At 67.8% G+C, this 25,806-nt stretch carries 22 protein-coding genes; 16 read left to right on the top strand and 6 right to left on the bottom strand.

Going from position 1 to position 25,806, the window contains the following annotated elements; all coding sequences use genetic code 11:
* Window positions 1-48: 48 nt before the first annotated feature.
* Window positions 49-588: a DUF1697 domain-containing protein gene (locus tag DAT37_RS29435; protein ID WP_109528136.1), complete on the bottom strand. Its 540-nt coding sequence runs from the start codon at window positions 586-588 to the stop codon at window positions 49-51.
* Between the two features lie 74 nt (window positions 589-662).
* The gene (locus tag DAT37_RS29430) at window positions 663-1,412 is read right to left on the bottom strand and encodes an acyltransferase (RefSeq protein WP_109528135.1); all 750 of its coding nucleotides are present in this window, start codon (window positions 1,410-1,412) and stop codon (window positions 663-665) included.
* A gap of 364 nt (window positions 1,413-1,776) precedes the next feature.
* Here DAT37_RS29430 and DAT37_RS29425 point away from each other — a divergent pair, with 364 nt between their 5' ends.
* Window positions 1,777-3,108, top strand: a complete 1,332-nt coding sequence (locus DAT37_RS29425) for an outer membrane protein assembly factor BamB family protein (protein ID WP_232840072.1) — start codon at window positions 1,777-1,779, stop codon at window positions 3,106-3,108.
* 13 nt (window positions 3,109-3,121) lie between these two features.
* Here DAT37_RS29425 and DAT37_RS29420 read toward each other — a convergent pair whose 3' ends face one another.
* The 3 genes from DAT37_RS29420 to DAT37_RS29410 are packed head-to-tail and all read right to left on the bottom strand — an operon-like array spanning window position 3,122 to window position 6,851.
* Window positions 3,122-4,384 (bottom strand): glycosyltransferase family 4 protein, encoded by a 1,263-nt coding sequence (locus tag DAT37_RS29420; RefSeq protein WP_109528133.1) that lies wholly within the window; start codon window positions 4,382-4,384, stop codon window positions 3,122-3,124.
* The gene (locus tag DAT37_RS29415) at window positions 4,381-6,027 is read right to left on the bottom strand and encodes a 1,4-alpha-glucan branching protein domain-containing protein (RefSeq protein ID WP_232840071.1); all 1,647 of its coding nucleotides are present in this window, start codon (window positions 6,025-6,027) and stop codon (window positions 4,381-4,383) included. Before DAT37_RS29415 ends, DAT37_RS29420 begins: the two co-directional genes overlap by 4 nt.
* Window positions 6,024-6,851, bottom strand: coding sequence for a class I SAM-dependent methyltransferase (locus DAT37_RS29410; RefSeq protein ID WP_408637455.1), 828 nt, complete (start codon window positions 6,849-6,851; stop codon window positions 6,024-6,026). Before DAT37_RS29410 ends, DAT37_RS29415 begins: the two co-directional genes overlap by 4 nt.
* A gap of 191 nt (window positions 6,852-7,042) precedes the next feature.
* On the opposite strand from DAT37_RS29410, the gene DAT37_RS29405 reads away from it, so the two are divergent.
* The 4 genes from DAT37_RS29405 to DAT37_RS29390 all read left to right on the top strand — a co-directional run bounded on the left by DAT37_RS29405 (window position 7,043) and on the right by DAT37_RS29390 (window position 10,660).
* Entirely contained in the window at window positions 7,043-7,828 is a 786-nt protein-coding gene (locus DAT37_RS29405; protein ID WP_109528132.1) for an electron transfer flavoprotein subunit beta/FixA family protein, read from the top strand.
* A 94-nt stretch (window positions 7,829-7,922) separates the two neighbouring features.
* Entirely contained in the window at window positions 7,923-8,879 is a 957-nt protein-coding gene (locus tag DAT37_RS29400; protein WP_109528131.1) for an electron transfer flavoprotein subunit alpha/FixB family protein, read from the top strand.
* Between the two features lie 366 nt (window positions 8,880-9,245).
* Window positions 9,246-9,497 carry a hypothetical protein gene (locus DAT37_RS46520; protein ID WP_408637454.1) on the top strand — a complete coding sequence of 84 codons (252 nt, stop codon included), beginning with the start codon at window positions 9,246-9,248 and terminating at the stop codon, window positions 9,495-9,497.
* Complete coding sequence (locus DAT37_RS29390) at window positions 9,494-10,660, top strand: hypothetical protein (protein ID WP_109528552.1); 1,167 nt, start codon at window positions 9,494-9,496, stop codon at window positions 10,658-10,660. The genes DAT37_RS46520 and DAT37_RS29390 overlap by 4 nt, the downstream gene beginning before the upstream one ends.
* 52 nt (window positions 10,661-10,712) lie before the next feature.
* Here the strand turns inward: DAT37_RS29390 and DAT37_RS29385 are convergent, their stop codons facing one another.
* Window positions 10,713-11,573: a LysR family transcriptional regulator gene (locus tag DAT37_RS29385; protein ID WP_109528129.1), complete on the bottom strand. Its 861-nt coding sequence runs from the start codon at window positions 11,571-11,573 to the stop codon at window positions 10,713-10,715.
* A 112-nt stretch (window positions 11,574-11,685) separates the two neighbouring features.
* Between DAT37_RS29385 and DAT37_RS29380 the strand changes: the two genes are divergently transcribed.
* From DAT37_RS29380 to ligA, 11 genes are all read left to right on the top strand, one after another.
* Window positions 11,686-12,960 (top strand): NAD(P)/FAD-dependent oxidoreductase, encoded by a 1,275-nt coding sequence (locus DAT37_RS29380; RefSeq protein WP_109528128.1) that lies wholly within the window; start codon window positions 11,686-11,688, stop codon window positions 12,958-12,960.
* Between the two features lie 189 nt (window positions 12,961-13,149).
* Window positions 13,150-13,977 carry a GNAT family N-acetyltransferase gene (locus DAT37_RS29375; protein WP_109528127.1) on the top strand — a complete coding sequence of 276 codons (828 nt, stop codon included), beginning with the start codon at window positions 13,150-13,152 and terminating at the stop codon, window positions 13,975-13,977.
* 5 nt (window positions 13,978-13,982) lie between these two features.
* Window positions 13,983-15,131, top strand: coding sequence for a lysophospholipid acyltransferase family protein (locus DAT37_RS29370; RefSeq protein ID WP_109528551.1), 1,149 nt, complete (start codon window positions 13,983-13,985; stop codon window positions 15,129-15,131).
* Window positions 15,132-15,175: 44 nt separating this feature from the next.
* Window positions 15,176-15,994 carry an ABC transporter permease gene (locus DAT37_RS29365; RefSeq protein ID WP_109528126.1) on the top strand — a complete coding sequence of 273 codons (819 nt, stop codon included), beginning with the start codon at window positions 15,176-15,178 and terminating at the stop codon, window positions 15,992-15,994.
* On the top strand, window positions 15,991-16,740 hold the full coding sequence (locus DAT37_RS29360; RefSeq protein WP_109528125.1) for an ABC transporter ATP-binding protein: 750 nt from the start codon (window positions 15,991-15,993) through the stop codon (window positions 16,738-16,740). The genes DAT37_RS29365 and DAT37_RS29360 overlap by 4 nt, the downstream gene beginning before the upstream one ends.
* A gap of 96 nt (window positions 16,741-16,836) precedes the next feature.
* Window positions 16,837-17,829, top strand: a complete 993-nt coding sequence (locus DAT37_RS29355; RefSeq protein WP_109528124.1) for an ABC transporter substrate-binding protein — start codon at window positions 16,837-16,839, stop codon at window positions 17,827-17,829.
* Between the two features lie 224 nt (window positions 17,830-18,053).
* Entirely contained in the window at window positions 18,054-19,520 is a 1,467-nt protein-coding gene (locus tag DAT37_RS29350) for an alpha/beta fold hydrolase (RefSeq protein WP_198654493.1), read from the top strand.
* 412 nt (window positions 19,521-19,932) lie between these two features.
* On the top strand, window positions 19,933-21,162 hold the full coding sequence (locus DAT37_RS29345) for a cysteine desulfurase family protein (protein WP_109528123.1): 1,230 nt from the start codon (window positions 19,933-19,935) through the stop codon (window positions 21,160-21,162).
* Window positions 21,162-22,283 carry a tRNA 2-thiouridine(34) synthase MnmA gene (mnmA, locus tag DAT37_RS29340; protein WP_109528122.1) on the top strand — a complete coding sequence of 374 codons (1,122 nt, stop codon included), beginning with the start codon at window positions 21,162-21,164 and terminating at the stop codon, window positions 22,281-22,283. Before DAT37_RS29345 ends, mnmA begins: the two co-directional genes overlap by 1 nt.
* A gap of 174 nt (window positions 22,284-22,457) precedes the next feature.
* Window positions 22,458-23,525: a methionine synthase gene (locus DAT37_RS29335; RefSeq protein ID WP_408637453.1), complete on the top strand. Its 1,068-nt coding sequence runs from the start codon at window positions 22,458-22,460 to the stop codon at window positions 23,523-23,525.
* A 66-nt stretch (window positions 23,526-23,591) separates the two neighbouring features.
* A complete protein-coding gene (gene ligA / locus DAT37_RS29330; RefSeq protein WP_109528121.1) occupies window positions 23,592-25,730 on the top strand; it encodes an NAD-dependent DNA ligase LigA in 2,139 nt (712 codons plus the stop codon).
* Window positions 25,731-25,806 lie beyond the last annotated feature (76 nt).

Raw genomic sequence — 25,806 nt, 5'->3', positions numbered from 1 at the left:
GGTGGCGGCCGGTCTGTCGGCGTCGGCCGTGGGGTCGCGGGCGCGCGATCAGGCGTCGAGCTTCTTGACGATCTTCTGCACGGTGAGAAATGTGCGGGTGGTGATGTCCTTGCCGTAGGTCCGGTCGAGCCACGCCATGAAATCGGTGGTCTTGGGGGTGCTGTTGTCGATCACGGTCAGGAAGGCGCGGGCGGATTCGTCGTAGCCGATGACGCGGGTGAGTTCGTCGACCGAGGCGGGCGGTGTGACCTCGGGACGCTGAGCCTTGAAGAACGTCACCGTGAGGTACGACCCGCGTTCGTGCTTCAGCCCCGTGAATGGATCGCGGTCGACCAGTTCGCGCAGATCCTCGTAGTTGCGCACGATGGTGCCGCCGGGGATGCCGAGTTCCCGATTCAGCGCCTCCTGGATGCGGTCCTCCAGGGCGGGCTCGTCGGTCTCCTCGCAGTGGAAGACCACATTGCCGCTGGACAGCAGTGTCGCCACCTTGTCGAATCCGAGCCCTTCGAACACCCCGCGTAGTTTGTCGTTGCGCATGTTCGGGTTACTCGGCATGATCCCGCGCAGCAGGGCCGCGTACCTGTTCATATCGCCGACCGTAGCCGATGCCGCCGACAATCCGGCGTGATCGGCCACGGCCGTGTCAGCCCCGCGCGCGCCGCTCAGGCCTGCTGGGCGACGCCGTTCTTCTTGCGCTCGATATCCTCCAGCGCGGCAACGTATTTCGCGCGTTCATCGGCCCCGGCCTCCCAGGCGGCCTTGCGGTTCTTGACCACCTTGGCCGGTGCGCCCACCGCGATGCCGAAGTCGGGGATCTCGCCCTTGACCACCGCGTGCGCGCCGAGCACGCACCCGCGCCCGACTCGGGTATCGCGCAGCACGGTCACCTTGGCGGCGATCCAGGTGTCGGGTCCGATACGCACCGGCCCCTTCACGATGCCCTGGTCCTTGATGGGGGTGCCGATATCGTCCATCCGATGGTCGAAATCGCAGATGTAGCACCAGTCGGCGACCAGGGTCGATTCCCCGATCTCGATATCGAGGTAGGTGTTGACCACGTTGTCCTTGCCGAAGACCACCTTGTCGCCGATGCGCAGCGACCCCTCGTGACAGCGGATGGCATTGCCGTCCCCGATGTGGACCCACCGCCCGATCTCCAGCCGGCTCAGTTCCGGCGTCGCGTGGACCTCGACGTTCTTACCGAGGAACACCATCCCGCGCAGCACGATATGCGGATTGGCCGCCTTGAACTTGAACAGCCGGTAATAGCGGACCAGATACCACGGCGTGTAGGCGCGATTCGCGAGCACCCACCGCAGCGATGCCGCCGTCAGAAATCGCGCCTGCTGCGGATCCCGGCGACGCGACCCCCGCCACCGCGAGCGCAACGGCGCGCCCCACATGCTCGTCACGATCCGTCTCCCGTCGTATCCTCCCCGGCAGGCGTCCGGGTGTGTCTGTGGCTTCACAGAGTACTTTCGCCCCACGCCGTGCGAGGTCGCGGGCATGCTGAACAAATGTTCGGCACCCTCGGCCCCCCCAGAAGCCCCTTCCACCCGTACCCCCCATAAGCGACATCCCCCCCGCCACCCCACCCCGTCGGCGCGAGCCCGACGAGCGCCCGTTCGCGGCCGTCTCGCGTCCGAGCGGTCGAGACAATGCGACGCAGTCGCGAGTCTCGACCGCTCGGACGCGAGACAACAAGGGCCGCGAACCCGCGGCCCCCGGGCCGCCGAATACACTGTCGAGGCCAACGACCCGAGGGGAGAACAGCAGGTGCGAATCGGCAGCGTGCGGGCTGGATCCGGTAAGCCGCGTCTCACCGTGCGCGCGTTCGTCCTATCCGCTCTCGGCGCGCTCGTGGTCACCGGCTGCGGCACCGATGTCGATGACATCACCGTCGGCGCGGGTCTCGGCTGGCCCGCCGCGTATCACGACGGCCGTAACGGTGGCGCCACCTCGGTGACGGGCGCCAAGAGGATGGCGCTGAGCTGGTCGCGTCCGTCGGGTGGTCCGATCGCGCGTCCCGTGACGATCGGCTCGGAGGGGCAGTTGTTCCTCACCACCCGCACCGCCAACGGTTGCGCGATGTTGTCGTTCCAGATGCCGACGGGGCGTAAACGTTTCTGTAGTCAGTTGGGTCCGAGCGCGGTGTTCTCGCCTTCGGTGGTCGACGGGGTCAGCAATGTCTATGTCGGCGACGACGGCGGGGTGAATTCGTTCAACAATCTCGGGCAGCCGCGCTGGCGCACTCCCGTTGCCGGGGTCCCGGTTTCGGTGCAGTTCACCGGTGACGGGAATCTGCTGACGGTGACGCAGTCCGGTCAGGTCGATGTGTTGAGCAGGCAGACCGGTCATCGTGAGGTGACGACCGTGCAGCTGCTGGGCGAGCCGGATTTCCTCGCGCATCCGGATCTGGCCCGTCCGGTCTCCGGCCAGGGCCTCGATGACTGTCCGACCGGTGGACCGCAGTGTTCGGTGGCGAATATCTCCGCTGTCGACGCCGATTCCGGCCGTTTCTTCCTGACGCTGTGGCAGCCTGGTGAACCCGTGGCCGCGTTGGTGGCGCTGCGCTACCGCGACGGCAAGGTGGTCCAGGAGTGGCGGGCGAATGTGTTGTCCGGCGGAAGCGGGACGAGTCCGGCGGTTTCGCCGGATGGCGCCACCATCTATGTCGGCGACAATTCGGGTCGGCTGATCGCGGTGGACGCCGCCGACGGTCGCACCAGGTGGGTGCGTTCGCTCGGGTTCGCTCCGCGCGGCGGGATCTCGGTCTCCTCGGACGGCCTGGTGATTCCCGCCGGTGACGACGGCTATCTCCTCGCGCTGCGCGACAAGGGTGATGCGTCCGAGATCGCTTGGGAGCGTAAGGATCTCGCGCTGCGTGGAACCCCGGTCCAGACCGCGGGCGATACCGGTTACACCGTCGCGGCGATCGGCGCCGGCCTGAATCTGATCACCTTCGACACGCAGTCCGGCGACACGATCGACTCCGATGTGCTGCCCGAGGCCGAGGGCACGACGACGGGGACGTCGATCTCGGCGGACGGTGAGGTCGTCCTCGCCACCCGCCTCGGTGAGGTTTTCACCTTCGTGCCCGAGAAGTAGCGGGCACGAATGGTCAGCTCGGCTGGTTCGGATCGCGTTCCGGCAGTGGGCGTTCCACGATTCTCGGGCGTCCGAGGGGATTGCGCACCCGGCGTTTGGCCGACGAGTAGACCAGCGCGGTCTCGGTGGCGACCACATCCCAGGCGAAGTCGGCGGTGAGTCGCTCCCGCGCCGCGTAGGCACGGTCCTGGGTGGCGGCGGGGTCGTCGAGGGTGGCACGTACCGCCTCGACGAGGCCGTCCACATCGGCGGGTTCGAAGGAAGCGCCGGTCACCCCGTCGATGACCGCCTCGCCGAGGCCGCCCGCGGTGGAGGTGATCAGCGGGGTGCCGGCCGCGGCGGCTTCGAGCGCGACGATGCCGAAGGGTTCGTACCGGCTCGGCAGCAGGATCGCGTCCGCGCCGTGCAGCCAGCCGAGCAGTCCCTCGTGGTCGAGCTGTCCGGCGAAGGTGACCGCGCGGGCGACGCGATGCACCCTGGCGCGTTCGCGCAGCCATTCGAACTGGGTGCCGATACCCGCGATGGTCAGTGTCGTTCCGGGGTGGGCGCGGCGGATGCGGGGCAGCGCGGCGATCGCGTCCTGGACACCCTTCTCGTATTCCAGCCGTCCGACGTAGAGCAGTCGCGGCGGACCCGATCGCGGCGCGCGCGGCCGGAATGTCCACGCGCCCACGTCGATTCCGTTGCGGATCACCGTCATCGGGATGCGCTCGGGACCGTAGAGGCGTTCCACCTCGTTGCGCATTGACGTCGAACAGGTGATGAGCGCGTCGGATTCGTTGGCGAGCCACCATTCGACCGAATGGACCTGTTTGTTGACCCGGCCCGCGACCCAGCCACTGTGCCGTCCGGCCTCGGTGGCGTGGATCGTGGAAACCAGTGGCACGTCGTAGTATTCGGCCAGCGCGATGGAGGGATGGGCGACGAGCCAGTCGTGCGCGTGCACCACATCCGGGATCCATCCGTCGCCGATACCCGGTTTACCCAGCGCGATACCGGCGCGCACCATGGCGTGGCCCATGGCCAGTGTCCAGGCCAGCATGTCCTCGCCGAAATCGAAACACGGCGGATCCTCGGCGACGGCGACCACGAGCACCCCCTCGGCGATGAAGGAGTGGGTGGGATGGGTCGAGGAATCGGTTCCCGATGGGCGTCGCGCCAGCACGACCACCTCGTGGCCCGCGACGGCCAGTTCGGTGGCGAGGTGGTGCACATGCCTGCCGAGCCCACCGACGACGACCGGCGGGTACTCCCACGACACCATCAGAATCTTCATATGCGCTTTTCTCCAACCGGTACTGAGGCGGATGCTCGTTCCGCATCCGAGACCGGCGCGGCGGCGCCCGACTCGGCGGTGCTGTCGTCCGAACCGACAGCGGTAGCCTGCTCCGGCGCGGTGGCCCGGTGCCCAACCCCCAGTCGTCGCGCGTCCAGTGCGGGGAAGAGTCCGTCTGCCGCCCCCCATCCTGCCGCCAACTGCCCCGCTTTGGCGACCTGGCCCGCGCCGACGGCCGCGGCGATCTCCCGCACCGCGTGCGCGTGCTGGTGCGCGCGTTCCCTGGCGTATCCGGCGGCGGAGTCCTTGCTGACCATGAAGGCCCAGTCGCTGGAGACGGTCAGCACGGCCTCGCGCAGCAATTGGTCGGCGACCGGGTCGCGCAGCGACGGAGCGTCGCCGTGCGATTCGCGCATCTTGTCGACCGTGTCCAGGGTCAGCCTGACGATCTCGTCGTTGAGTTCGACCAGGTCACGGACCTGATCCCCGGCCCAGACGCGCCAGTCCTTGCCCGAACCCCACGAGGAGTCCGCCAGCGGCACCGGAGCACCGACGAAGCCGCGATCGCGCGCGTCGGCCAGGGTGCCGACGGTGACGCCCGCCTCCGGCAGCGCGCGCAGCACCTGGGCCAGCCATTGTGGCCCCTCGTGCCACCAGTGACCGAAGAGTTCGGTGTCGAATGCGGCCACGACCAGCGCGGGACGGCCGATGCGCGCGGATTCCGAGCGCAGTCGCTCCACCACGGTCCGCACGAAATCGTCGACGTCGCGCCCGACGGCGGCCGCGGCGAGTTCGGGATCGTAGGGCGCCTTGTCCGGACCCTCGACCGACTTGCCGGTGACCCGCGACGGTTTGAGTCCGGTGGCGTGATCGTAGTGATGAAAATCACGGTAGGCGGACTGTCCCGGATAGCCCGATTTGGGTGACCAGACCCGGTAACTCACGTGCAGATCGCGTCCGAACGCGATCACGTCGGACTCGCGCACCGGGCGGCCGAGTGAGCTGTCGCCGCGCAGCGCGGGGCCGTCGACCATGAAATGTGTCACACCGGCGTCGGCGTAACCGACCTCCATGCCCGGGGTGTAACCGCATTCGGGAGCCCAGATGCCGCGCGGCGTGTGACCCCAGCGCTGATGCGCGTCAGCCAGGCCCTCTGCCAGCTGGAATGCCCGAAGTCGTGGGTCGAGCAGCGGCTGGAACGGATGCGCCAGCGGGCCGCCGAGCAGTTCGATGGTCTCCGCGTCGATCAGCTGTCGCCACACCGGCGCGGCGCCGTGACGCCAGTTGGTCTCGAAATCCGCGAGAGCCTTTGCCGCCAAACGGTGTTCGTGACGTCCGAGCGCGACATTGCCCGCCAGCGCCGCCTCGTCGGCGCGCAACTGCCAATTGCCCAGCCAGTGGTGCATGCCGGCGAGGCAGTGCGGATCATCGAGCTGCGCCGCGAGAACCGGCGTGATCCCCAACGTCAGCAGGTGTGAACGTCCTTCTGCCGCGAGGGTTCTCAGTACGTCGACGAGGGGCAGATAGGACGCGGCCCACGACTGGTAGAGCCATTCCTCGCCCACCGGCCAGCGGCCGTGATGGGCCAGCCACGGGAGGTGGGAGTGCAGGACGAGGGTGAACTGGCCCGGTACCTCGCTCAAGGCTTCACCGCGATGGCGACCAGGTCCAGGCTCGCGTCGATATCCTCGGCGAGCAGGGCGAAATCATCGATGGTGACCGCGGCGACGTCGGCGGTGAGATCGGCGGGCCACGGCTGTCCGGCCAGTGCGCGCTCGATCTGGGCGTCGATGAAGGATCCGCCGTGTTTGGCGTCGAGCGCGCGCAGGTTCGGACCGTGGTGCACACCGATCATTCGCGATACCTCGAATCCGGCCTCCACCAGCAGTTCCGCGAGTTCGGCCGCGTCGAGTTCGCGGGTGTGGAACGGGTTGAGCGGGGTGTCGCGACCCGGGGAGAAGGTGATCCTGTTCGGCGTGCTGATGAGCAGTTCGCCGCCGGGGCGCAGCACCCGCAGGCATTCCCGCAGGAACTGTCCCTGATCCCACAGGTGTTCGATCACTTGGAAATTCACCACGACATCGACCGAATCGTCGTCGAGGGGGAGATCGGCGAGATTGCCCTGGATCATCTCCACGCGCGGATAGCGTTCGCGCACATGGGCGACCGCGCCCGCGTCGTAGTCGAGTCCGGTCACCTTCGACGCGACGCCCGCGATCATGTCGGCGCCGTAGCCCTCGCCGGAGCCGGCCTCCAGCACGGTCTTTCCCGCGCAACGATCGAGCAGCCGGGCATAGGCGACCTCGTGCCTGCGGAACCAGTAGTTCTCTTCGGCGATGCCGGGGACGGTGCGCTCGCCGGTCAGCGGAAGCGTTTCGCCGTCTCGGTGGTCGGTGTCGGCGACCGTTCCGGGGGTAGTCATGACCGTCGGGTCGATCGGTGCGGCAGGGATCACAGCCTCGCTCATCGGTCCGACGTTACTGGTAGGGCCCGCGCACGATATAGCCCGGACCGCTGTTGTGGGGGCTGCGCCCGTAAGTTACCCACGGGTAACTTAACGTAGGGTAGTGTCACGCCCGAGCTACTCACACGGACGTACGGCCAACCTCGTGCGACCGCCGGATACACGCCCCCAGAACAGGAGGTCGACGAAGACCGATGCCGAACATCGTCGTACTCATCAAGCAGGTTCCTGACACCTGGTCCGAGCGCAAGCTGACCGATGGTGACTACACCCTCGATCGCGAGGCCGCCGACGCCGTCCTCGACGAGATCAACGAACGCGCCGTCGAAGAGGCGCTGCTGATCAAGGAGGCCCAGGGCGGCGAGGTCACCGTGCTGGCCGCCGGTCCGGACCGCGCCACCGAGGCCATCCGCAAGGCGCTGTCCATGGGCGCCGACAAGGCCATCCACATCAACGACCCCGCGATCCACGGCTCCGACGCCGTGCAGACCGCGTGGGTGCTCGCCTCCGCTCTCGGCCAGGTCGAGGGTGTCGAACTGGTCATCGCCGGTAACGAGGCCACCGACGGTCGCGCGGGCGCGGTTCCGGCGATCATCGCCGAGTACCTCGGCCTGCCGCAGCTGACGCACCTGCGCAAACTCGTCGTCGACGGCGAGAAGATCACCGGTGAGCGCGAGACCGACGAAGGCGTCTTCAAGCTCGAGGCCAGCCTTCCCGCGATCGTCTCGGTCACCGAGAAGATCAACGAGCCGCGCTTCCCCTCCTTCAAGGGCATCATGGCCGCGAAGAAGAAGGAAGTGCAGACCCTGACGCTGGCCGACCTGGGCGTCGATCCGTCGACCGTCGGTGTCGCCAACGCGGGCACCACCGTCACCGCCTCGACCCCGAAGCCGCCGCGCACCGCGGGCGAGAAGATCGCGGACGAAGGCGACGGCGGCACCAAGATCGCCCAGTACCTCGTCGGCCAGAAGATCATCTGATCGTCGCCACGTCGTTGCGGGACAACCGCACCCGGACGAGTCGTCACGTGAACGTCGCGCTCTCCGGGACTGAGACTGCTTAGGAGAGAACACAATGGCAGAAGTACTTGTGCTCGTCGAGCACGCCGACGGTGCGATCAAGAAGGTCAGCACCGAACTCCTCACCGCGGGCCGCGCCCTCGGTGAGCCCGCCGCCGTGGTACTCGGTGCCGCGGGCACCGGCGAGAAGCTGGCCGACGCGCTGGCCGCCGCCGGTGCGGAGAAGATCTACATCGCCGAATCCGACGATGTCGAGAACTACCTGGTGACCCCGAAGGTCGACGTGCTGGCCGGTCTGGTCGAGTCGATCTCGCCCGCCGCCGTGATCGTCGCCGCCACCGCCGAGGGCAAGGAGGTGTCGGGCCGCCTCGCCGCCCGCATCGGCTCCGGCCTGCTGGTCGACGTCATCGACGTCAAGGCCGACGGCACCGCCGTGCATTCCATCTTCGGTGGCGCCTTCACCGTCGAGGCCAAGGCCACCGGCGACGTGCCGGTCATCTCGGTGCGTCCCGGCGCGGTCGAGGCCTCGGCGCAGGCGGGCGCGGGCGAGAAGGTCACCGTCGAGGTTCCGGCGCAGGAAGACGGCGTCGTCAAGGTGACCTCGCGCGAGACCGTCACCGGTGGCGATCGCCCCGAACTCACCGAGGCGGGCATCGTCGTCTCCGGTGGCCGCGGTGTCGGTTCCGCCGACAAGTTCTCGGTCGTCGAAGCGCTGGCCGATTCGCTGGGTGCCGCTGTCGGCGCGTCCCGCGCCGCGGTCGACTCGGGCTACTACCCGGGCCAGTTCCAGGTGGGTCAGACCGGTAAGACGGTCTCCCCGCAGCTGTACGTCGCCCTCGGCATCTCCGGCGCCATCCAGCACCGCGCGGGCATGCAGACCTCGAAGACCATCGTCGCGGTCAACAAGGACGAAGAGGCCCCGATCTTCGAGATCGCGGACTACGGCATCGTCGGCGACCTGTTCAACGTCGCCCCGCAGCTGACCGAAGCGGTCAAGGCGCACAAGGGCTGAGCCCTCGCTCCACCGATTCGTCGAACGGCCCCGGACACCAGTCCGGGGCCGTTCGGCGTTTCGCCACTGATTCGGGAACGAAAAGGCCTCACAGCCAACCATATTGGTCTAGAGTTGCCGAGCGCTTGTGCCGGGGACTCGAGCAGGGGGATATGTGACCGAGGTCGACGTGGGGAGTCGCAGGCAAGAGCCGGCGGAAGTACGGATTCCAGAAGACGCGTTACCGATCAGCGCGAGACAGGAACAGTTCAGTCTCGCATTCATTCGCCTCGTGGCAGCGGCGGACTGAAGTGCACGACACAGCATCGGCGCCTCGGCGCAGAACATCTGACGTGGTCTCTCGAGCGCGAGCGCTTCATCAAGCTGGTGAATCCGAAGCGATTCATACCGGCACTGCTGGCTGTGCTGTTGATCCCCGAGAACGCCGACGAACTGCTCGATCTGTCGGAGGCGGGATTGACCAGCGCGAGTCGGATGTACTGGGAGTACGCCGCAAATCTCGGTGGGATAGATGATGATAAGGCCAGCAAGACGGTCCATCTACCGAGAAGGAATCTGTTCGACGTAGAGGGGCTACAGGCCATTATGCGGACGATCGGCGAAGGAGAGCAATGGTGAACGGCACACCGCTCGACACGCTCCGTGAGATCGCTTCCACGCTGTCGCCGCCCGCGGTCTCGCAGTACCTGGCGACCCACGAATGGGAGTTGGAAACTCGAGATCGGGACGTCAAGGAAATCTGGAAACTTCCCGGAGACGGCGGCGTTCGAGGCCGGATCATGTTGCCGTTGGCAACAGACTTCGTGGATTTCCCGCGACGTTTCGGTGAGACGCTCCAAGCGCTCGCCACGATCTACAATTGGGATCCGGCCGTGTTGGCCGAACGAATCGCCGCCGCACGGGCGGATCTGCTCTTCGTTCGTCTCGACCAGGAAATGGTCGATGCGACGATCCCCTTCCGCCAAGCGGAGAAGACGCTGCAAGCGTTGTTCACGATGATGAGGGCCGCCGCCACGACAGCCGATGACCCGACGCACTCGCATCGCGGTCGCAGGTCGGCGATCGTGACGAACTTCCTCGAAGAGGACATCCGACTCGGACACACCCAACGCGGAAGTTTCGTGTTCACCGTGGTCACACGGCTCGGAGACCCTCCGCTCGAAAACGAAGCGAACGTCGCCACACCGTTCCCGCGCCGAGTGATGACCACACTTGCCACCGGGTTGCGGTCGACTCGGCAACTGGCGCTGACCTGGGACGAGGCCGCGCTCGATCATGCCGGGCAGCTAGGGCTCAGCGCGGCTCTGGTGGAGTCGTTGCAGGATCTGACCCAGCCGCAAGCATTGCGCACGCTGGATCTGTCTTTCGACTGGGCGGCGTCCGCGCCCCCACCCGAGGTGGGCATCTCGCGAATAGTCGTAGACCGCAATGCGATGGCGGGCCTACCGCGCGTGCGCGAAAGGCTGGTGCGCCGCGAGGAGCCTTCCGCGCATCAGGCGCTGCTGGGAACGGTACGCACTCTCAACCGTGACGACCTCGGGGACGGGGATTCGGAAACCACGAGCATCGTGTTGTCGACTCATGTCGATGGACGCCCACGAAAAGTGCATGTGCCACTGGCAGGGCAGGAATACGAATGGGCCATCCGCGCGCACCGGAGCCGGCAGCCGATCGTCGTCTCCGGTGATCTGATCTTCGAACGCGGCGCGTGGTGGTTGACCGGCGCCATCGCTGTCGACCCGAGCTTCATCGATCGGGAGACCGACACGGACCGAGAATGAATGCTCCCTGGTCGACCGTCGGCCCCGCGCGAGAGCGTGGGGCCGATTTCGGTCAGCGGCTGCGGTGGAGGTTGTCGAGCAGGGTGGTGAGGATGGGGGAGGGGCGGGCGTCGGTGCGGACGATGGCGGAGACCGGGATGCGCAGGCGGTGTTCGGCGAGGGGGAGGACGACGAGGCCTTCGGTCGGGCTGTCGGCGTAGAGGAGGGTCCAGGAGTCGGGGCGGTTGATGAGTTCCATCGTCGCGGTGTGGTCGGGCGGGATGGGTGGACCGAAGGTCGGGCCGGTGGGCAGGTCGGCGAAGGCAGTCCGGATGACGGTGTGCAGCAATACCTGTTCCTGTTCGGGGGGCAGTAATAAGGGGTAGGGGCTCAGTTCGGCGAGGGTGACGCTCTCGCGGGTGGCGAGTGGATGGCCGCGTGTGGTCGCGATCACCAGGTCCTCGACCCAGAGTTTCTCCACCGTGAGTCCGGGCTGTTCGACGCTGCCGCGGATCAGTGCCAGATCGCAGTCGCCGTCGGCGACCGCCGTGATGCGTTGGCGGAACGGCTTGATGACGAATTCGATTTCCGCGTCGGGGTGGGCGGCGCGGGCCGCGGCGATGGCCGAGAGCGATCGGGTCGCGAAGGACATGTTGGCGGCCAGGCGGATTCGATGCCCGGTGGTGCGAACTGTGGCGCGGATCGCGGATTCCAGGCTCAGCATCTGTTTAGCCAAGGGTAGTAGCCGCATGGTCGCGTCGGTGGGGACGACGGCCCTGGTAGAGCGCTCGAACAGCGGCACGCCCAGGTCGCGCTCGAGTCGGGCGATCTGGTGACTGATCGCCGACTGCGAGATGAAGCAGCGGGTGGCGGCCTTGCTGAAGCTCAGTTCCTCGCAGACCGCGATGAAGTATGCCAGCTGGCGAAGCTCCACGACAACTCCTCATTCATGAATGATCCAGATAAGAGTCATCTCCATTATGCGCCTGAACACCTGAAATATCTGCGTTCCGAATAACGGTTGGTAATGAGAGAAGGAGGCTGTCATGGAACACGCAGATGTGGTCGTCGTCGGATCGGGGTTCGGAGGGTTGGCCGCGGCCAAGCAACTGGCGAAGTCGGGAATCAAGTATGTGCTGATCTCGAGCACGCCGGAACACCTTTTCCAGCCGTTGCTCTACCAGGTCGCGACAGGTGTGCTGGCATCGGAGGAGATCGCGCCCCCGATCAGGTCGATCCTGCGGCGTCACCCCGAGGCCGATGTACGGCTCGGCAAGGTGGTCGCCATCGATCCCGACGCCACGGTGCTGACCTACGAACACGAGGGGGAGCGCACCGAGATCGGCTACGGCGCGCTGATCGCGGCCACCGGCGCGTCGCAATCGTATTTCGGCCGCGACGATTTCGCGGAGAAGACTTTCGCGCTCAAGACCATCGATGACGCGAGGATCCTGCGCGCGCAGATCCAGCGTGTCTTCGCCGAGGCCGCGGTCGCCGACGAGGAGAGCAGGAACAGGCTGCTCAGCTTCGTCGTGGTCGGCGCGGGCGCCACCGGTGTCGAGGTCGCGGGCCAGTTGAAGGAACTGTCGAAACGGTACTTCCACCAGGAGGTTTCGGTCAGCCTGGTCGAAGGCGCGGCCGAGGTGCTTCCGCCGTTCGGCGGTGGACTGTCGGAATACGCGAAGAGGTCGCTGGAGAAGGGCGGCGTCGAGGTACTCGTCGACACCTTCGTCACCGATATCGAACCGGGCAAGGTGACGGTCAAGGACAAGTCGGGCGTCGAGCGCCGGATCGCGGCCGAGACCGTGGTCTGGTCGGCCGGTGTGAAGGCGGGCGGCTTCGCCGAAATCCTGGCCGAGGCCACCGGATGCGAGACCGACCGGGCCGGAAGGCTGCTGATCAACCCGGACCTGACCGTCGGCGGATACGCCGATATCTACGCCATCGGCGATATGACCTCGCTCAACGGCTACCCCGGCCAGTCGCCGGTGGCGATGCAGGAGGGCAGGCACGCCGCCGACATCGTCCGTCGCAAGAAGCGCCCCGGCACCCCGTTCCTCTACTGGGACAAGGGCAGCATGGCGGTGATCAGCCGGTTCAGCGCGGTGACCAAACTCAACGACCGGATCACCTTCCGCGGCGTGACCGCCTGGTTCGTCTGGCTCGCCGTGCACCTGTTCTATCTGGTCGGGTTCCGCAACCGCTTCGCGGCGGTGGCCTCGTGGCTGGTGGCGTTCATCGGCAGCGGCAGGCCCGGTTTCGCGGAAGTGGAGCGCGAGCCGGTCGGCGAGGTGTCGCCGCCGCAGCGAATGGCGGCCTGAGTGACGGTTCGGATATCGCGCTGCTTCGGCGATCGGGGCAGCGCGGTCGCGTGACCGCGGGGCTGTCGCTAACGCGGACCGACGATTCGGTGAACGCCGGGTGTGACGATCGTCTCGTTAACCGAACCTGCATCGCGGCGACACTTCGAGGTCGCTCCATCGCTGTCTCGGACTGGCTTCATCACGGATATGACTATTTCGTCCGTGTTGACAGCCCCGAGTCGGCAGACGGACTCGGGGGTGGAACGGTCTCGGTATTCGCTGGTCGTCTCGTCCGACGCCGCACATCGTGAGGCCGCGCAGCGCCTGCGCTACGGCGTCTTCGCCAACGAGCCCGGCTTCCACATCCCCGACCACGGAACCGGTCTGGACGCCGACAGATTCGACGAACACTGCGACCACCTGCTGGTTCGTGACGATGCCACCGACGAGTTCGTCGGCTGCTACCGGATGCTGCCGCCGGACCGGGTCGCCGCCGCGGGCGGCTATTACACCGCCACCGAATTCGATCTGAGCCGGTTGGATCCGGCCGGGCGGCGGATCGTCGAGATGGGCCGCGCGTGCGTGGTGCCCGATCACCGCAACGGTTCGGTGCTGACCCTGATGTGGGCGGGCATCCTGCACTACATCCAGCTCACCGGCTACGAATGGGTGATGGGTTGCGTCTCGGTGCCGATGAGCGACACCGAGGCCGACGAGCCGGGAGTGAACGTGCGCGGCGTGCGGGACATGCTGCTGGCCCGGCACGGCTCCGATCCGGAACGTCGTGTGCGCCCGTACAACCCGGTCGTCGTCGACGGCCGCGCACTCGACGAGCTCACCCCGCCGTCGCGCCCGAAACTGCCGCCGCTGATGCGCGGGTACCTGCGCCTGGGCGCGGAGATCTGCGGCGAACCGGCCCACGACCCCGACTTCGCGGTCGCCGATTTCGTCGCGCTGCTCGGACTCAGCACCATCAACACCCGCTACCTGAACCGATTACAGGACGCGGCGGCGACCTTCGACGGTGGACGGTGAGCACGATGGTTTCGGACGCCCCCCTCGCGACAGTCACGCATTCGTGGATGCCGTCCAGCCCCTGCGGACCGGGCTGCCTCGAGTCGATCGACACGGTCGGCGGCGCGCGGGTCGCCGCCCGGCTGCTCGGAGTGGCGGGGCTGTTGGTCAGCTTCCCGCTGCTGAATATCGCGACGCCGCAGCGCAGGCGCGAGCAGTTGCAACGGCGCTACGCCCACGCCCTGCTCGGCTGCCTCGGAATGCGGTTGCGGGTCGTCGACAATCGTGTCGCCGCGCGCAGCGTTACCGAGGAATCCGTGCGCACCGACCTGGTCGCCCGGATCGGCACCGCGCTGCGGCGTGATGATCGCGGTGTCGAGATCCGCCCTGCCAGAACCGGTTACGCCCCGCCCGCCACCGGAGTTCTCGTGGTCACCGGTCATATCGGCTGGACCGACGTGGTCGCGTTGGCCGCGGTGCAGCCGCTGGGATTCGTGGCGCGCGCCGATATGGTCGAGTGGCCGCTGCTCGGGAACCTGGCGAAACTGATGCGGGTCGTCCCGATCGAGCGTGAACGACTACGGACACTGCCCGATGTGGTGGCCGCGCTGTCGGCTCGGCTCGCGGCGGGGGATCGGATGGCGGTCTTCCCGGAGGGCACGACCTGGTGCGGCCGCGCCTACGGCGGTATGCGCCCCGCCCTGTTCCAGTCCGCCGTGGACACCGGCACCTACGTCCAGCCGGTCCGGTTGCGCTACCTCGACACCCACGGCGCGCAATGCGCGGTGCCCGCGTTCGTCGGCGAGGACACCTTCGTCGGCTCGGCCGCCCGGGTGCTGCGCTCACGCGGCATGGTCGCCGAGATCGTGCTCGAACCGCTGGAACATCCCGGCCTGGACCGCCGCGATCTCGCGCGACGGTGTGAGATCGCGGTGCGCGGCGACGAACGATCGCGCCACGGTGTCGCGGGCACGGAATGGATCGAGGCCACGACGACCCGCGTGCAGGACCCGGCGCCGATCACCGACGCCGCCGAGTCGAGGAACACGGCCGCCGGGATTCGTCCGCGCGCGGGCGTGCGACGTCGAGCGGCGGCGCTGTTCCGCGGCCGCGGCAGGGATGCCTCGGCGCGGCGGCACATCACTGTTACCGGCGTCGATATCGATTCACGCTGAGTGCAAACCTGGTGCGCTGACCGGAATTTCTGCATCCTGCACGGATGCTCGAAGTGAGGGACACGGCAACCAACGAGCGGCGAACCCCGCTGTATCGTCGCCCGGGGTTGCTGCGCGCTCTCGCCCCGATCGCCCTGCTGGTGCTCTGGCAGATCGTCAGCAGCAACGGATGGGTCTCGCGCAAGAAACTTCCCGCGCCGTCGGTGGTGCTCGATGCCGGACTGGAGATCTACCGTTCCGGCCAACTCGGTGACGCGCTGCTCGTCTCGGGCCAACGGGCGCTGTTGGGCTTCCTGCTCGGCGCGGGGCTGGCACTGGTACTCGCCACCGTCGCCGCGCTCGGCAAGGTCGGTGAGTACACGCTCGACCCGCCGTTGCAGATGATCCGCACCATCCCGCTGTTCGGCCTGATCCCGCTGTTCATCATCTGGTTCGGTATCGGCGAGGAACCCAAGATCTATCTGATCGCGCTCGGTGTGTTCTTCCCGCTCTACCTGAACACCTACTCCGGAATTCGCCAGCTCGACCCCAAACTGCTGGAACTGGGCCGCACTCTGCAACTGACCCTGATCGAGCGACTCGGGCTGCTCATCGTGCCCGGCGCGCTGCCCCAGATCCTCGTCGGCGTGCGCCAGAGCCTCGGCATCGCCTGGTTGTCGCTGGTCGTCGCCGAACAGATCAACGCCAGCGCCGGTCTCGGATTCGTGGTCAACAACGCCCGCGAATTCCTGCGGACCGACATCGTCATCTTCGGTCTGCTGATCTACAGCCTGCTCGGTCTGGCCACCGACGCGATCGTGCGCGCCCTCGAAGTCCGCGCCCTGCGCTGGCGCACCTCCGCCGATCGAAGGAACAGTCGATGACGATCACCGAGAAGGTCGCCGCCGAGCCGGTCGCGGCCGCCGCCCAGGCGGCCCGAATCACCGGACTGGGCAAGAGCTTCGGGCCCAACGTCGTCCTCGACGGCATCGACCTCGATATAGCGGCGGGCGAGATCGTCGCGCTGGTCGGGCGCAGCGGTTCCGGCAAGTCGACGCTGTTGCGCGTCATCGGTGGACTGGAGACCGCCGATCGCGGCTCGGTCACCGTCGACGCCCAGCCCACCTTCGCCTTCCAGGAGGCCCGGCTGATCCCGTGGTTGCCGGTGGTGCGCAACGTGGCCCTCGGACGTCCGCGCCCGCGCAATCGGCGCAGGGACCAGGAATTCGCCAGAACGGTGCTCGAACAGGTCGGCCTGCGCGAGCGAGCCGACGCCTGGCCGCTGACCCTGTCCGGCGGCGAGGCGCAGCGGGTGGCTCTCGCCAGAGCCCTGGTCGCCAACCCTCGGCTCCTGCTGCTCGACGAACCCTTCGGCGCGCTCGACGCGCTCACCCGCCTGTCGATGCACGAACTACTGCTCGGCCTGCACGCCGAGCACGGATTCGGTGTGCTGTTGGTGACCCACGACGTGACCGAGGCGGTCACCCTCGCCGATCGGGTGCTCGTTCTCGACGACGGCCGGATCGCCGACGAGGTCGCGATCGACCTGCCGCGCCCGCGGTCGCATTCGGCCCCCGAGGGGGCCGGATACATCACCCGCCTGCTCGCGCTGCTCGGCGTCCGTGCCTGAGTTCACCGTCCCCGACTTCACCGTGCCCGATACCGCTGTGCCCGATACCGAGGTGCTCGGCTTCTTCATGTCCCACAACGCAGGAAAGCAGTTCTCGTGAAACGTCTCTCGATATCCCGACTCGCAGGCGCCGCAGCGCTCGCCGTGGCCGTGTTCGCCACCGCGGCGTGCGGCGGCGACACCGAGCCCGCCGCCGACGGCCCGGTGGACCTCAGCACGGTCACGCTGAAAGTCGGTGATCAGAAGGCGATTTCGATCGAGGTGCTGCTGCGGGCATCGGGTCAGCTGGAGAATCTGCCGTACAAGATCGAATTCTCCACCTTCACCGCCGGTCCGCCGTTGGTCGAGGCGGCGGGCGCGGGCGGCATCGATCTGGCGCAGGTCGGCAACACGCCGGTGATCTTCGGCGCGGCGGCGAACGCCGATATCAAGATCGTCGGGGCGCTCGCGGCCACCGGCAAGGGCGACGCGATTCTGGTCGGTAAGGATTCCCCCGCCCGCGCGGTCGCGGATCTGAAAGGCAAGAAGGTCGCGGTCACCAAGGGAAGTTCGGCCAACGCGAACCTGCTGCTGCAATTGCAGAAGGCCGGGCTCGGTCTGAGCGACGTCGAACCGGTCTATCTCGCCCCCGCCGACGGCTACGCAGCCCTGACCCGGGGTGATGTCGCGGCCTGGGCGGTGTGGGATCCCTACACCGCGATCGCGGAGAACGAGGTCGGCGCCAGGACCATCGCCACCGCCGACCAGGCCGCCAACGGCTACAACTTCTGGGTCGCGTCGAACAAGGCCGTCGGCGACGCCGGAAAGTCGGCCGCCATCAGCGATTTCTTCACCCGCTACGCCGCGGCCACCAAGTGGTCCTCGGACAACCTCGACCTGTGGTCGACCAAGTACGCGGAACTCACCTCGATCCCGGTCGACGCCTCCCGCATCACCTGGACCCGCTCGATCAAGGTGCCGATCGCCCTCGACGACACCGTGATCGCCTCCGAACAGCAGATCGCCGACGCGTTCACCAAGGCGGGTGCGATCCCGGGCAAGATCAGCTTCGCCGATTTCGTCGACAGCCGATTCGAACAGAGGAAGTAGTCGGCTCAACTCGCTCCCGGCGACGACGCGACGTAGCCCGTTCCCACCGACGGCCCCGCATCCCACGATGCGGGGCCGTCGGTGTGGGTTACCGCGACAGAACCCCCGCATCGGCTACGGTCTACGACGCACCAACCTGCGCGATTCCTCATGTCGAGAGGCGAAGTCCGTTGTCGGTGAACCTGTTCTGGCGTTCGATGTCCGTCGTGGCGGTGTCCCTGTTGATGGCTGTGCCGTCGTACGGCAGGGCGGACCCGGTGGACGACTCGCACCCGGTCGGTTTGGATCGGTTCTATCACCAGCGGCTCGAGTGGAAGCCCTGCGGCGTCGAGAATGTCGACAAGGCCGGGGGCGAATGCGCGGACGTCCTGGTGCCGCTCGACTACGGCAATCCCGCCGATCGCACGATGACCGTGGCGATTTCGCGGGTGCGGGCCGGAGATCCGGCGCAGCGGCGGGGAATTCTGCTGTCCAATCCCGGCGGACCCGGTTCGGTGGGGCTGGACAGTCTGGACCTGCTCGGTGATGTGCTCTCGCCGCAGGTCCTGGCGAGTTACGACCTGATCGGCATGGATCCGCGCGGGGTCGGCGAATCCGGTCGGAGTCCGCGGTGCGGGTGGCCGGTAGGGGAGATGATCCGGTCGGCGGGACTGGATCCGCTGGGTTTCGCGCACGACACGGTGCAGTCCGCGGGAATGGCCGCGAGCTGCCTGATCCACGATCCGAACAGGCTGAGGCAGTTCACCACTCGCAACACCGCGCGTGACATGGATATCGTGCGAGCCGCCCTGGGCGAGGAGAAGGTCAACTTCTACGGTGTGTCCTACGGCACCTATCTCGGTGCCGTGTTCACGCAGATGTTCCCCGAGCGGACCGACCGCGTCGTGCTCGACAGCGCGATCGACCCGGACCGGTACTGGGAGGGTTTGGTCCAGGACTGGGGTCCGGCGGACGAGATCGCGCTGGACGACTGGGCAGGCTGGGTTTCCGGCCGGGATGACGAGTACCGGCTCGGTGCGACGCCGCAGCAGGTGCGGACGAATATCGAGGACCTCGTTCGTCTCGCCGCGCGTCAACCGATCGTCATCGACGGATTCGCCATCGACGATCACTGGCTTCCGTACATCCTGCACAGTCTGCTGATGAACTTCCGGCTCGACGAAGCGCTCGCCGCCACCGTGCGGGAGATCGCCGATGCCGCGGGCGGTCCGCCCACCACATCGCGAACACCGCGTCTCGGTGCCATCGTGGCGGCACTGCGCGACGAGGAGAATTCGGTGCTCGCGGAAATAGCCTGCGGGGATGCCGGGGTGCCGATCGATCCGACCTGGTACTGGCGCAATATCGAAGAGACCCGCGTCACGCAGCCGGTGTTCGGCGCACTGGCGAACAACATCCAGCCGTGCGCCTTCTGGCTTCGTCCGGTCGAGCCGCCGACCGTCGTCCGGAACGCGGTGCCCGCGCTCATCGTGCAGGCGACCGGAGATCCCCGAACCCCCTACGCCCACGGCGTCCGATTGCACCAGGACATGACCGGGTCGCGGATGGTGACGTTGCAGGATGTCCGCATCCACATGACATTCCGGCCCGAACTGAGCAGCTGCGTGAGTGACGCGATCAATACACACTTCAGCGTGGGAACCATGCCGGATACCGACATCACCTGTTACGCGGATCATTCCACGCCCTAGCTGTACTGACCTGAGAGGTTGGTGACGCGGCTCGCTGGTGGGTCTCCGCCGAGTGCGGTGTGGCCGCATGCCGTGCCTCCGGCATGCACCCGTGGTGTCGGCGCGACCCCGAGCACCCCGGACCGTTCAGGATCGGGAACTGATGCCGACGGATCCGACGCCCGTTGCCGACCGGACGGTGTCGCCGGTTCGGGTGAGCAGCGAACGCCCTTGATCGGGAGTCCGGGTCGGCGTCTCCGGCGGCCCGGCGCAGGCCCCGCGGATCCGACGCGTTCGCATCGCTGATCACAGCGATGTGATCACCAACGGGTGAGTGATGCCCACCACCGCCATGTGGAAGGAATCCGCACGTCAGGGCGGGCGCGACGGGCGGGAATATTCGGCGGCGGGCGGCGGCTAGACTTTATTGGTCATGAAGTCGGCTTTTTCGGGTCAGGTCACCAGTGGTGCGCCCAAGACGGTCTACCTCGATCACGCGGCCACCACACCGATGTTGCCTGCCGCCGTCGAGGCGATGACGGCTGTCTTCGCCAGGCCGGGTAACGCGTCGTCGCTGCACGGGTCGGGGCGGGCGGCGCGGCGGTCGTTGGAAGAGGCGCGTGAGTCCATCGCGGCGGATCTGGGCGCGCGGCCCTCGGAGGTCATTTTCACCTCCGGCGGGACCGAGAGCGACAATCTGGCGATCAAGGGCATTTTCTGGGCGCGGCGCGACGCCGATCCGCGCCGGGTGCGGATCGTCGCGAGTTCGGTGGAACACCACGCGGTGATCGACGCGGTCGAGTGGCTGGAGAAGCACGAGGGCGCGCAGGTGAGCTGGCTGCCGGTGGACGCCGACGGCACGGTGTCGCCGCGGACCCTGCGGGCGGTGCTGGCCGACCATCCCGACGAGGTGGCGCTGGTCAGCGTCATGTGGGCCAACAACGAGGTCGGCACCATCCAGCCGATCGCCGAGTTGGCCGCGGTCGCACGGGAATTCGATGTGCCGATGCACAGCGACGCCATCCAGGCGGCGGCTCAGCTGCCGATCGATTTCGGCGCGAGCGGGTTGTCGGCGGCCAGTTTCGCGGCGCACAAACTCGGTGGTCCGCACGGGGTCGGGGTCCTGTTGCTGGGCAGGCAGGTGCCGTGTGTGCCGCTGCTGCACGGTGGCGGGCACGAGCGCGATCTGCGCTCGGGTACCTCCGATACGGCGGGCGCGGTCGGACTCGCGGCCGCGCTGCACCAGACCGTTGTCGACTTGCCGGTATCCGGTGGCGAATCGAGTGCGCTGCGGGACGAATTGATCGCGCGCGTGATCGAGGCGATTCCCGACGCGAAACTCAACGGACCCGTCGGTGCGCGACGGCTGCCGGGCAACGCGCATTTCACCTTCGCCGGTTGCGAGGGCGATTCGCTGCTGATGTTGCTCGACGCGGCCGGTATCGAATGTTCGACCGGCTCGGCCTGCAACGCGGGGGTGGCCTCGCCGAGTCATGTCCTCATCGCCATGGGTGTCGAGCCGTGGCAGGCGCGGGGTTCGCTGCGCTTCTCTCTCGGGCACACGTCGACTCGCGCCGACGTCGATGCCCTGCTGACTGTCCTCCCGAACGTGGTGGAGCGGGCCAGGGCCGCGGGCCTTGCCGGAGCGAAAGGTGGTGTGTGATGCGAGTACTCGCGGCGATGAGCGGTGGTGTGGATTCCGCCGTGGCGGCGGCGCGCGCCGTCGATGCCGGACATGACGTGGTCGGCGTCCATCTCGCGCTGTCGGCCGCTCCCGGCACGTTGCGCACCGGTTCGCGCGGCTGCTGCTCCAAGGAGGACGCGGGCGACGCCAGGCGCGCCGCCGACGTCCTCGGGATCCCCTTCTACGTCTGGGATTTCGCCGACCGGTTCAAGGAGGACGTGATCGATGATTTCGTCGCCTCCTACGCCGCCGGTGAGACGCCCAACCCCTGCCTGCGGTGCAACGAGAAGATCAAATTCTCCGCGCTGTCGGATCGGGCCGTCGCGCTCGGCTTCGACGCGGTCGTGACCGGGCACTACGCCAGGCTCGAGGACGGTGTGCTGCGCCGCGCCGTCGACGCCGACAAGGACCAGTCCTACGTGCTGGCGGTGCTGAACGCCGGGCAACTCTCGCGCGCGATGTTCCCGGTCGGCGACACCCCGAAGCCGCAGATCCGCGCGGAGGCCGCCGAACGCGGGCTCGCGGTGGCGAACAAGCCCGACAGTCACGACATCTGCTTCATCCCCTCCGGTGACACGCGCGCGTTCCTCGGCGCGAAGATCGGCATCAGGCCGGGCGCGGTCGTCGACGCCGACGGCCGGGTGCTCGGCGAGCACGAGGGTGTGCACGGGTTCACCGTCGGCCAGCGCAAAGGGCTCGGTCTGCCGGGTCCCGCCGCCGACGGCAAGCCGCGCTACGTGACCGCGATCGACCCGGAATCGGGCACGGTGCGGGTCGGTTCGGCGGAGGATCTGCACGTGTGGACCGTCAGCGCGCAGCGGGCGATCTGGACCAGCGGTGTCGCCCCGAGCGGCCCGATCGAATGCGTCGCCCAGGTGCGCGCGCACGGCGGTATCGCGCCCGCCGTGGCCGAAGCCGTCGGTGACGGACTCGTCGTGCGCTTGAGCGAGCCGCTGACCGGTGTCGCGCGCGGTCAGGCCGTGGTGCTGTACCGGCCCGACGAGGCGGGCGACGAGGTCATCGGCAGTGGAACCATCAGCGATACCGCGGGCGCCGACACCGCGGTCGGTGCCGATGCCGGCGCGGGTGTGGGGGAATAGCGTCCACGCTGCCCCGGTGACGAAGGGGGCTCGCGGTGCCGGGCGGCGGTCCCGCCGACTCGGTCGGCCACGTCGCCTTCGTGGGAACGACCCGGGCGGGGCGATCACGGCGGGGCGGACCGGATATGGTCGCCCGGCCGGGTATCGGCGACGAACCGACAGGGGAATCACGTGGTGAGCGAAATCCGGACCGGCGACGCGGCAGCCGAATCGACGGCGTTGCTGCGCGGCGGCACGGCGACGGGCATCGGTTCGTGGCCCGGTGTCGATCCGCGCGAGGCCGCGACCACGATCCTCGGTGAACTCCCCGATCTGACCCATCTGGTCGAACTTCCCGCGCGCGGGCCAGGAGCCGACATGGTCGGGCGCATGTCCGCGCTGCTGATCGACCTGCGCTTCGACACCACCACCAGGGGTTATCGGCTCTCGCCGCGTCCGGGGTCGCTGTCACGCCGGGCACGGGATCTGCTGCGCGCCGATCTGGACGCACTGGAGGAAGCCTGGGAGGTTTCCGGTTCCACCGGTACGGGGCGGGTCGTGAAGGTGCAGGTCTGCGGGCCGCTGACGCTCGCGGCGCAGGTGGAACTGCCGGGTGGGCACCGGATTCTGACCGATCGCGGCGCGGTCCGTGATGTCTCGGAGTCGCTGGCCGAAGGTCTCGACCGGCACGTGGCCGAAATCCGCAAACGGCTGGGCGCCGAGGTGGTCGTGCAGCTGGACGAACCGTCGATCGATGACGTGTTGAACGGTTCGCTGCGCGGGGTGAGCGTTCTGGACACGGTGCGCGCGCTGCCCGATCCCGAAGCGCTCGCCGTTCTCGACGCGGTCATCACCGCCCAATCCGCGCCCGTGCTGGTGCACAGTTGCGCCGAACCGCCGCCGCTGGATTTCCTGCGCCGAAGCGCGGCCGCCGCCGTCGGTTTCGACCTCGCGACCATCGGGACGAAGAATCTCGACGCGATCGGCGAGATCGTCGACGCGGGGAAGTTCGTCGCCCTCGGTCTGGTCCCGACCACCGCGCCGCCTGCCCCGGTCACCTGGCGCGAGATCGCCGAACCGGGGGTGCGGCTGATCGACCGTCTCGGTTTCCACCGTTCGGCACTCGCGAACTCGGTCATCGTGAGTCCCGCGTGCGGCCTTGGCGCGGCGCCGCTGCCGTGGGCGCGCACCGCGATCGGCTTGGCGGCGGAGGTGGCGCGTGCCTTCGCCGAAGAACCCGAATCGCTGGATTTCGACGCCTGATTCCGGGCGGACCGACGCTGCCACGCGGGTGTCGACCGGGCGGGAATACGGCGGTGACGTGCGAGTATGTCCACGGATGTGTCGGTGGGCTCCGATAGAATCCACGGTGTGAGTGACAGCGAGAACGCGGCGGTTCCGGCGACGGCAGAGCAGCGGGTGCGGTGGCAGGAACTCGCGGACGAGGTGCGTGAACATCAGTTCCGCTACTACGTGCGTGACTCGCCGATCATCACCGACGGGGAGTTCGACGGGTTGCTGCGGCAGCTCCAGGACCTGGAGGAGCGCCACCCGGATCTGCTCACCCCGGATTCGCCGACGCAATTGGTCGGCGGCGGATTCGCGACCGATTTCACCGCGGTCGATCACCTCGAGCGCATGCTGTCGCTGGACAATGTGTTCGACGTCGACGAGCTACGCACCTGGGCGAGCCGGGTGGAGGCCGAGACCGGATCGCATCCGCACTATCTGTGCGAGGTGAAGATCGACGGTGTCGCGCTGAACCTGGTCTACGAGAACGGCAGACTGGTGCGCGGCGCGACCCGAGGCGACGGACGCACCGGCGAGGACGTCACCCTGAACGCGCGCACCATCGACGACATCCCCGGCGAGCTGACGCCGACCGACGAATTCCCGGTGCCCACCCTGCTCGAGGTGCGCGGCGAGGTCTACTTCCGGCTCGAGGATTTCGAGACGCTCAACGCGCAGATCGTCGCGGAAGGTAAACCGCCGTACGCGAATCCGCGCAATACCGCCGCCGGATCGCTGCGGCAGAAGGATCCGGCGATCACCGCGCGACGTCATCTGCGGATGATCTGTCACGGTTTCGGCCGGATCGAGGGGTACGCGCCCACCTCACAGCACGACGCATACCGGGCGCTGGCCGCGTGGGGCCTTCCCGTGTCCGAGCACACCCGCCGGGTGCGGGGGATCGACGCGGTGATCGAGCGGGTGGCCTACTGGGGTGAACACCGCCACGACATCGAGCACGAGATCGACGGCCAGGTCATCAAGATCGACGAGATCTCGTTGCAGCGCCGCCTCGGCTCGACCTCCCGCGCGCCGCGCTGGGCCATCGCCTACAAGTACCCGCCGGAAGAGGCGACGACCACACTGCTGAATATCGAGGTGAACGTGGGCCGCACCGGCCGTGTCACCCCGTTCGCGGTGATGGAGCCGGTATCGATCGCGGGGTCGACGGTTTCGATGGCGACCCTGCACAACGCCTCGGAGGTCAAGCGCAAAGGCGTGCTGATCGGCGACACCGTCACCATTCGCAAGGCGGGTGACGTCATACCCGAAGTGCTCGGCCCGGTGGTGGACGCGCGCACCGGCGACGAATACGAGTTCGTGATGCCGACGCGCTGCCCGGTCTGCGGTACCGAACTCGCCCCGGAGAAGGAGGGCGACGCCGATATCCGCTGCCCCAATCAGCGGTTCTGCCGGGCGCAATTGCGCGAACGCGTCTATCACATGGCGGGGCGGGGCGCGTTCGATATCGAGGCGCTCGGATACGAGGGCGCCGAAGATCTGCTCGAATCGGGCGCGATCACCGACGAGGGCGATCTGTTCGATCTCGACGAGGCGCGGTTGCTCACCACCTCGCTGTATTCCAACAAGGACGGCACGCTGTCGGCGAACGGCAAACGCCTGCTGGACAATCTGCACACCGTGAAGGAACGTCCGCTGTGGCGGGTGCTCGTCGCGTTGTCCATCCGCCACGTCGGCCCGACCGCCGCCCGCGCGCTCGCCGCGGAATTCGGCAGTATGGATCGGATCCGGTCGGCCACCGCCGAGGAGTTGGGCGGCGCGGACGGTGTCGGCCCGACCATCGCCGCCGCCGCGGCGGAATGGTTCACCGTGGACTGGCACCGCGCCATCGTGGACAAATGGCGTGCCGCCGGGGTGCGGATGCGCGACGAGCGCGACGAATCGATCGAACGCAACCTCGAAGGTTTGTCGATCGTGGTCACCGGTTCGCTGACGGGTTTCACCCGCGACGGGGCCAAGGAGGCGATCCTGGTCCGCGGCGGAAAGGCCTCCGGCTCGGTGTCGAAGAAGACCGCGTTCGTCGTGATCGGTGAGTCGCCCGGCACCAAAGCGGTCAAAGCGGAAGAGCTCGGCGTCCCGATTCTCGACGAGGACGGGTTCCGGCTGCTCCTCGAAGCCGGGCCGGCCGCGGTGCTGCCCGAGTCACCCGAGGAGTAGGCCGAGGGGGCGTCGCCCGGATATCCGACGCGGACCGGGTCTCGGTGTGCCGGTTCCCGATGACAACGGGAGCCAC

This window comes from Nocardia aurea (assembly GCF_003123685.1).
GTDB lineage: Bacteria > Actinomycetota > Actinomycetes > Mycobacteriales > Mycobacteriaceae > Nocardia > Nocardia aurea.
This window is presented reverse-complemented; position numbering and strand designations above follow the sequence as displayed.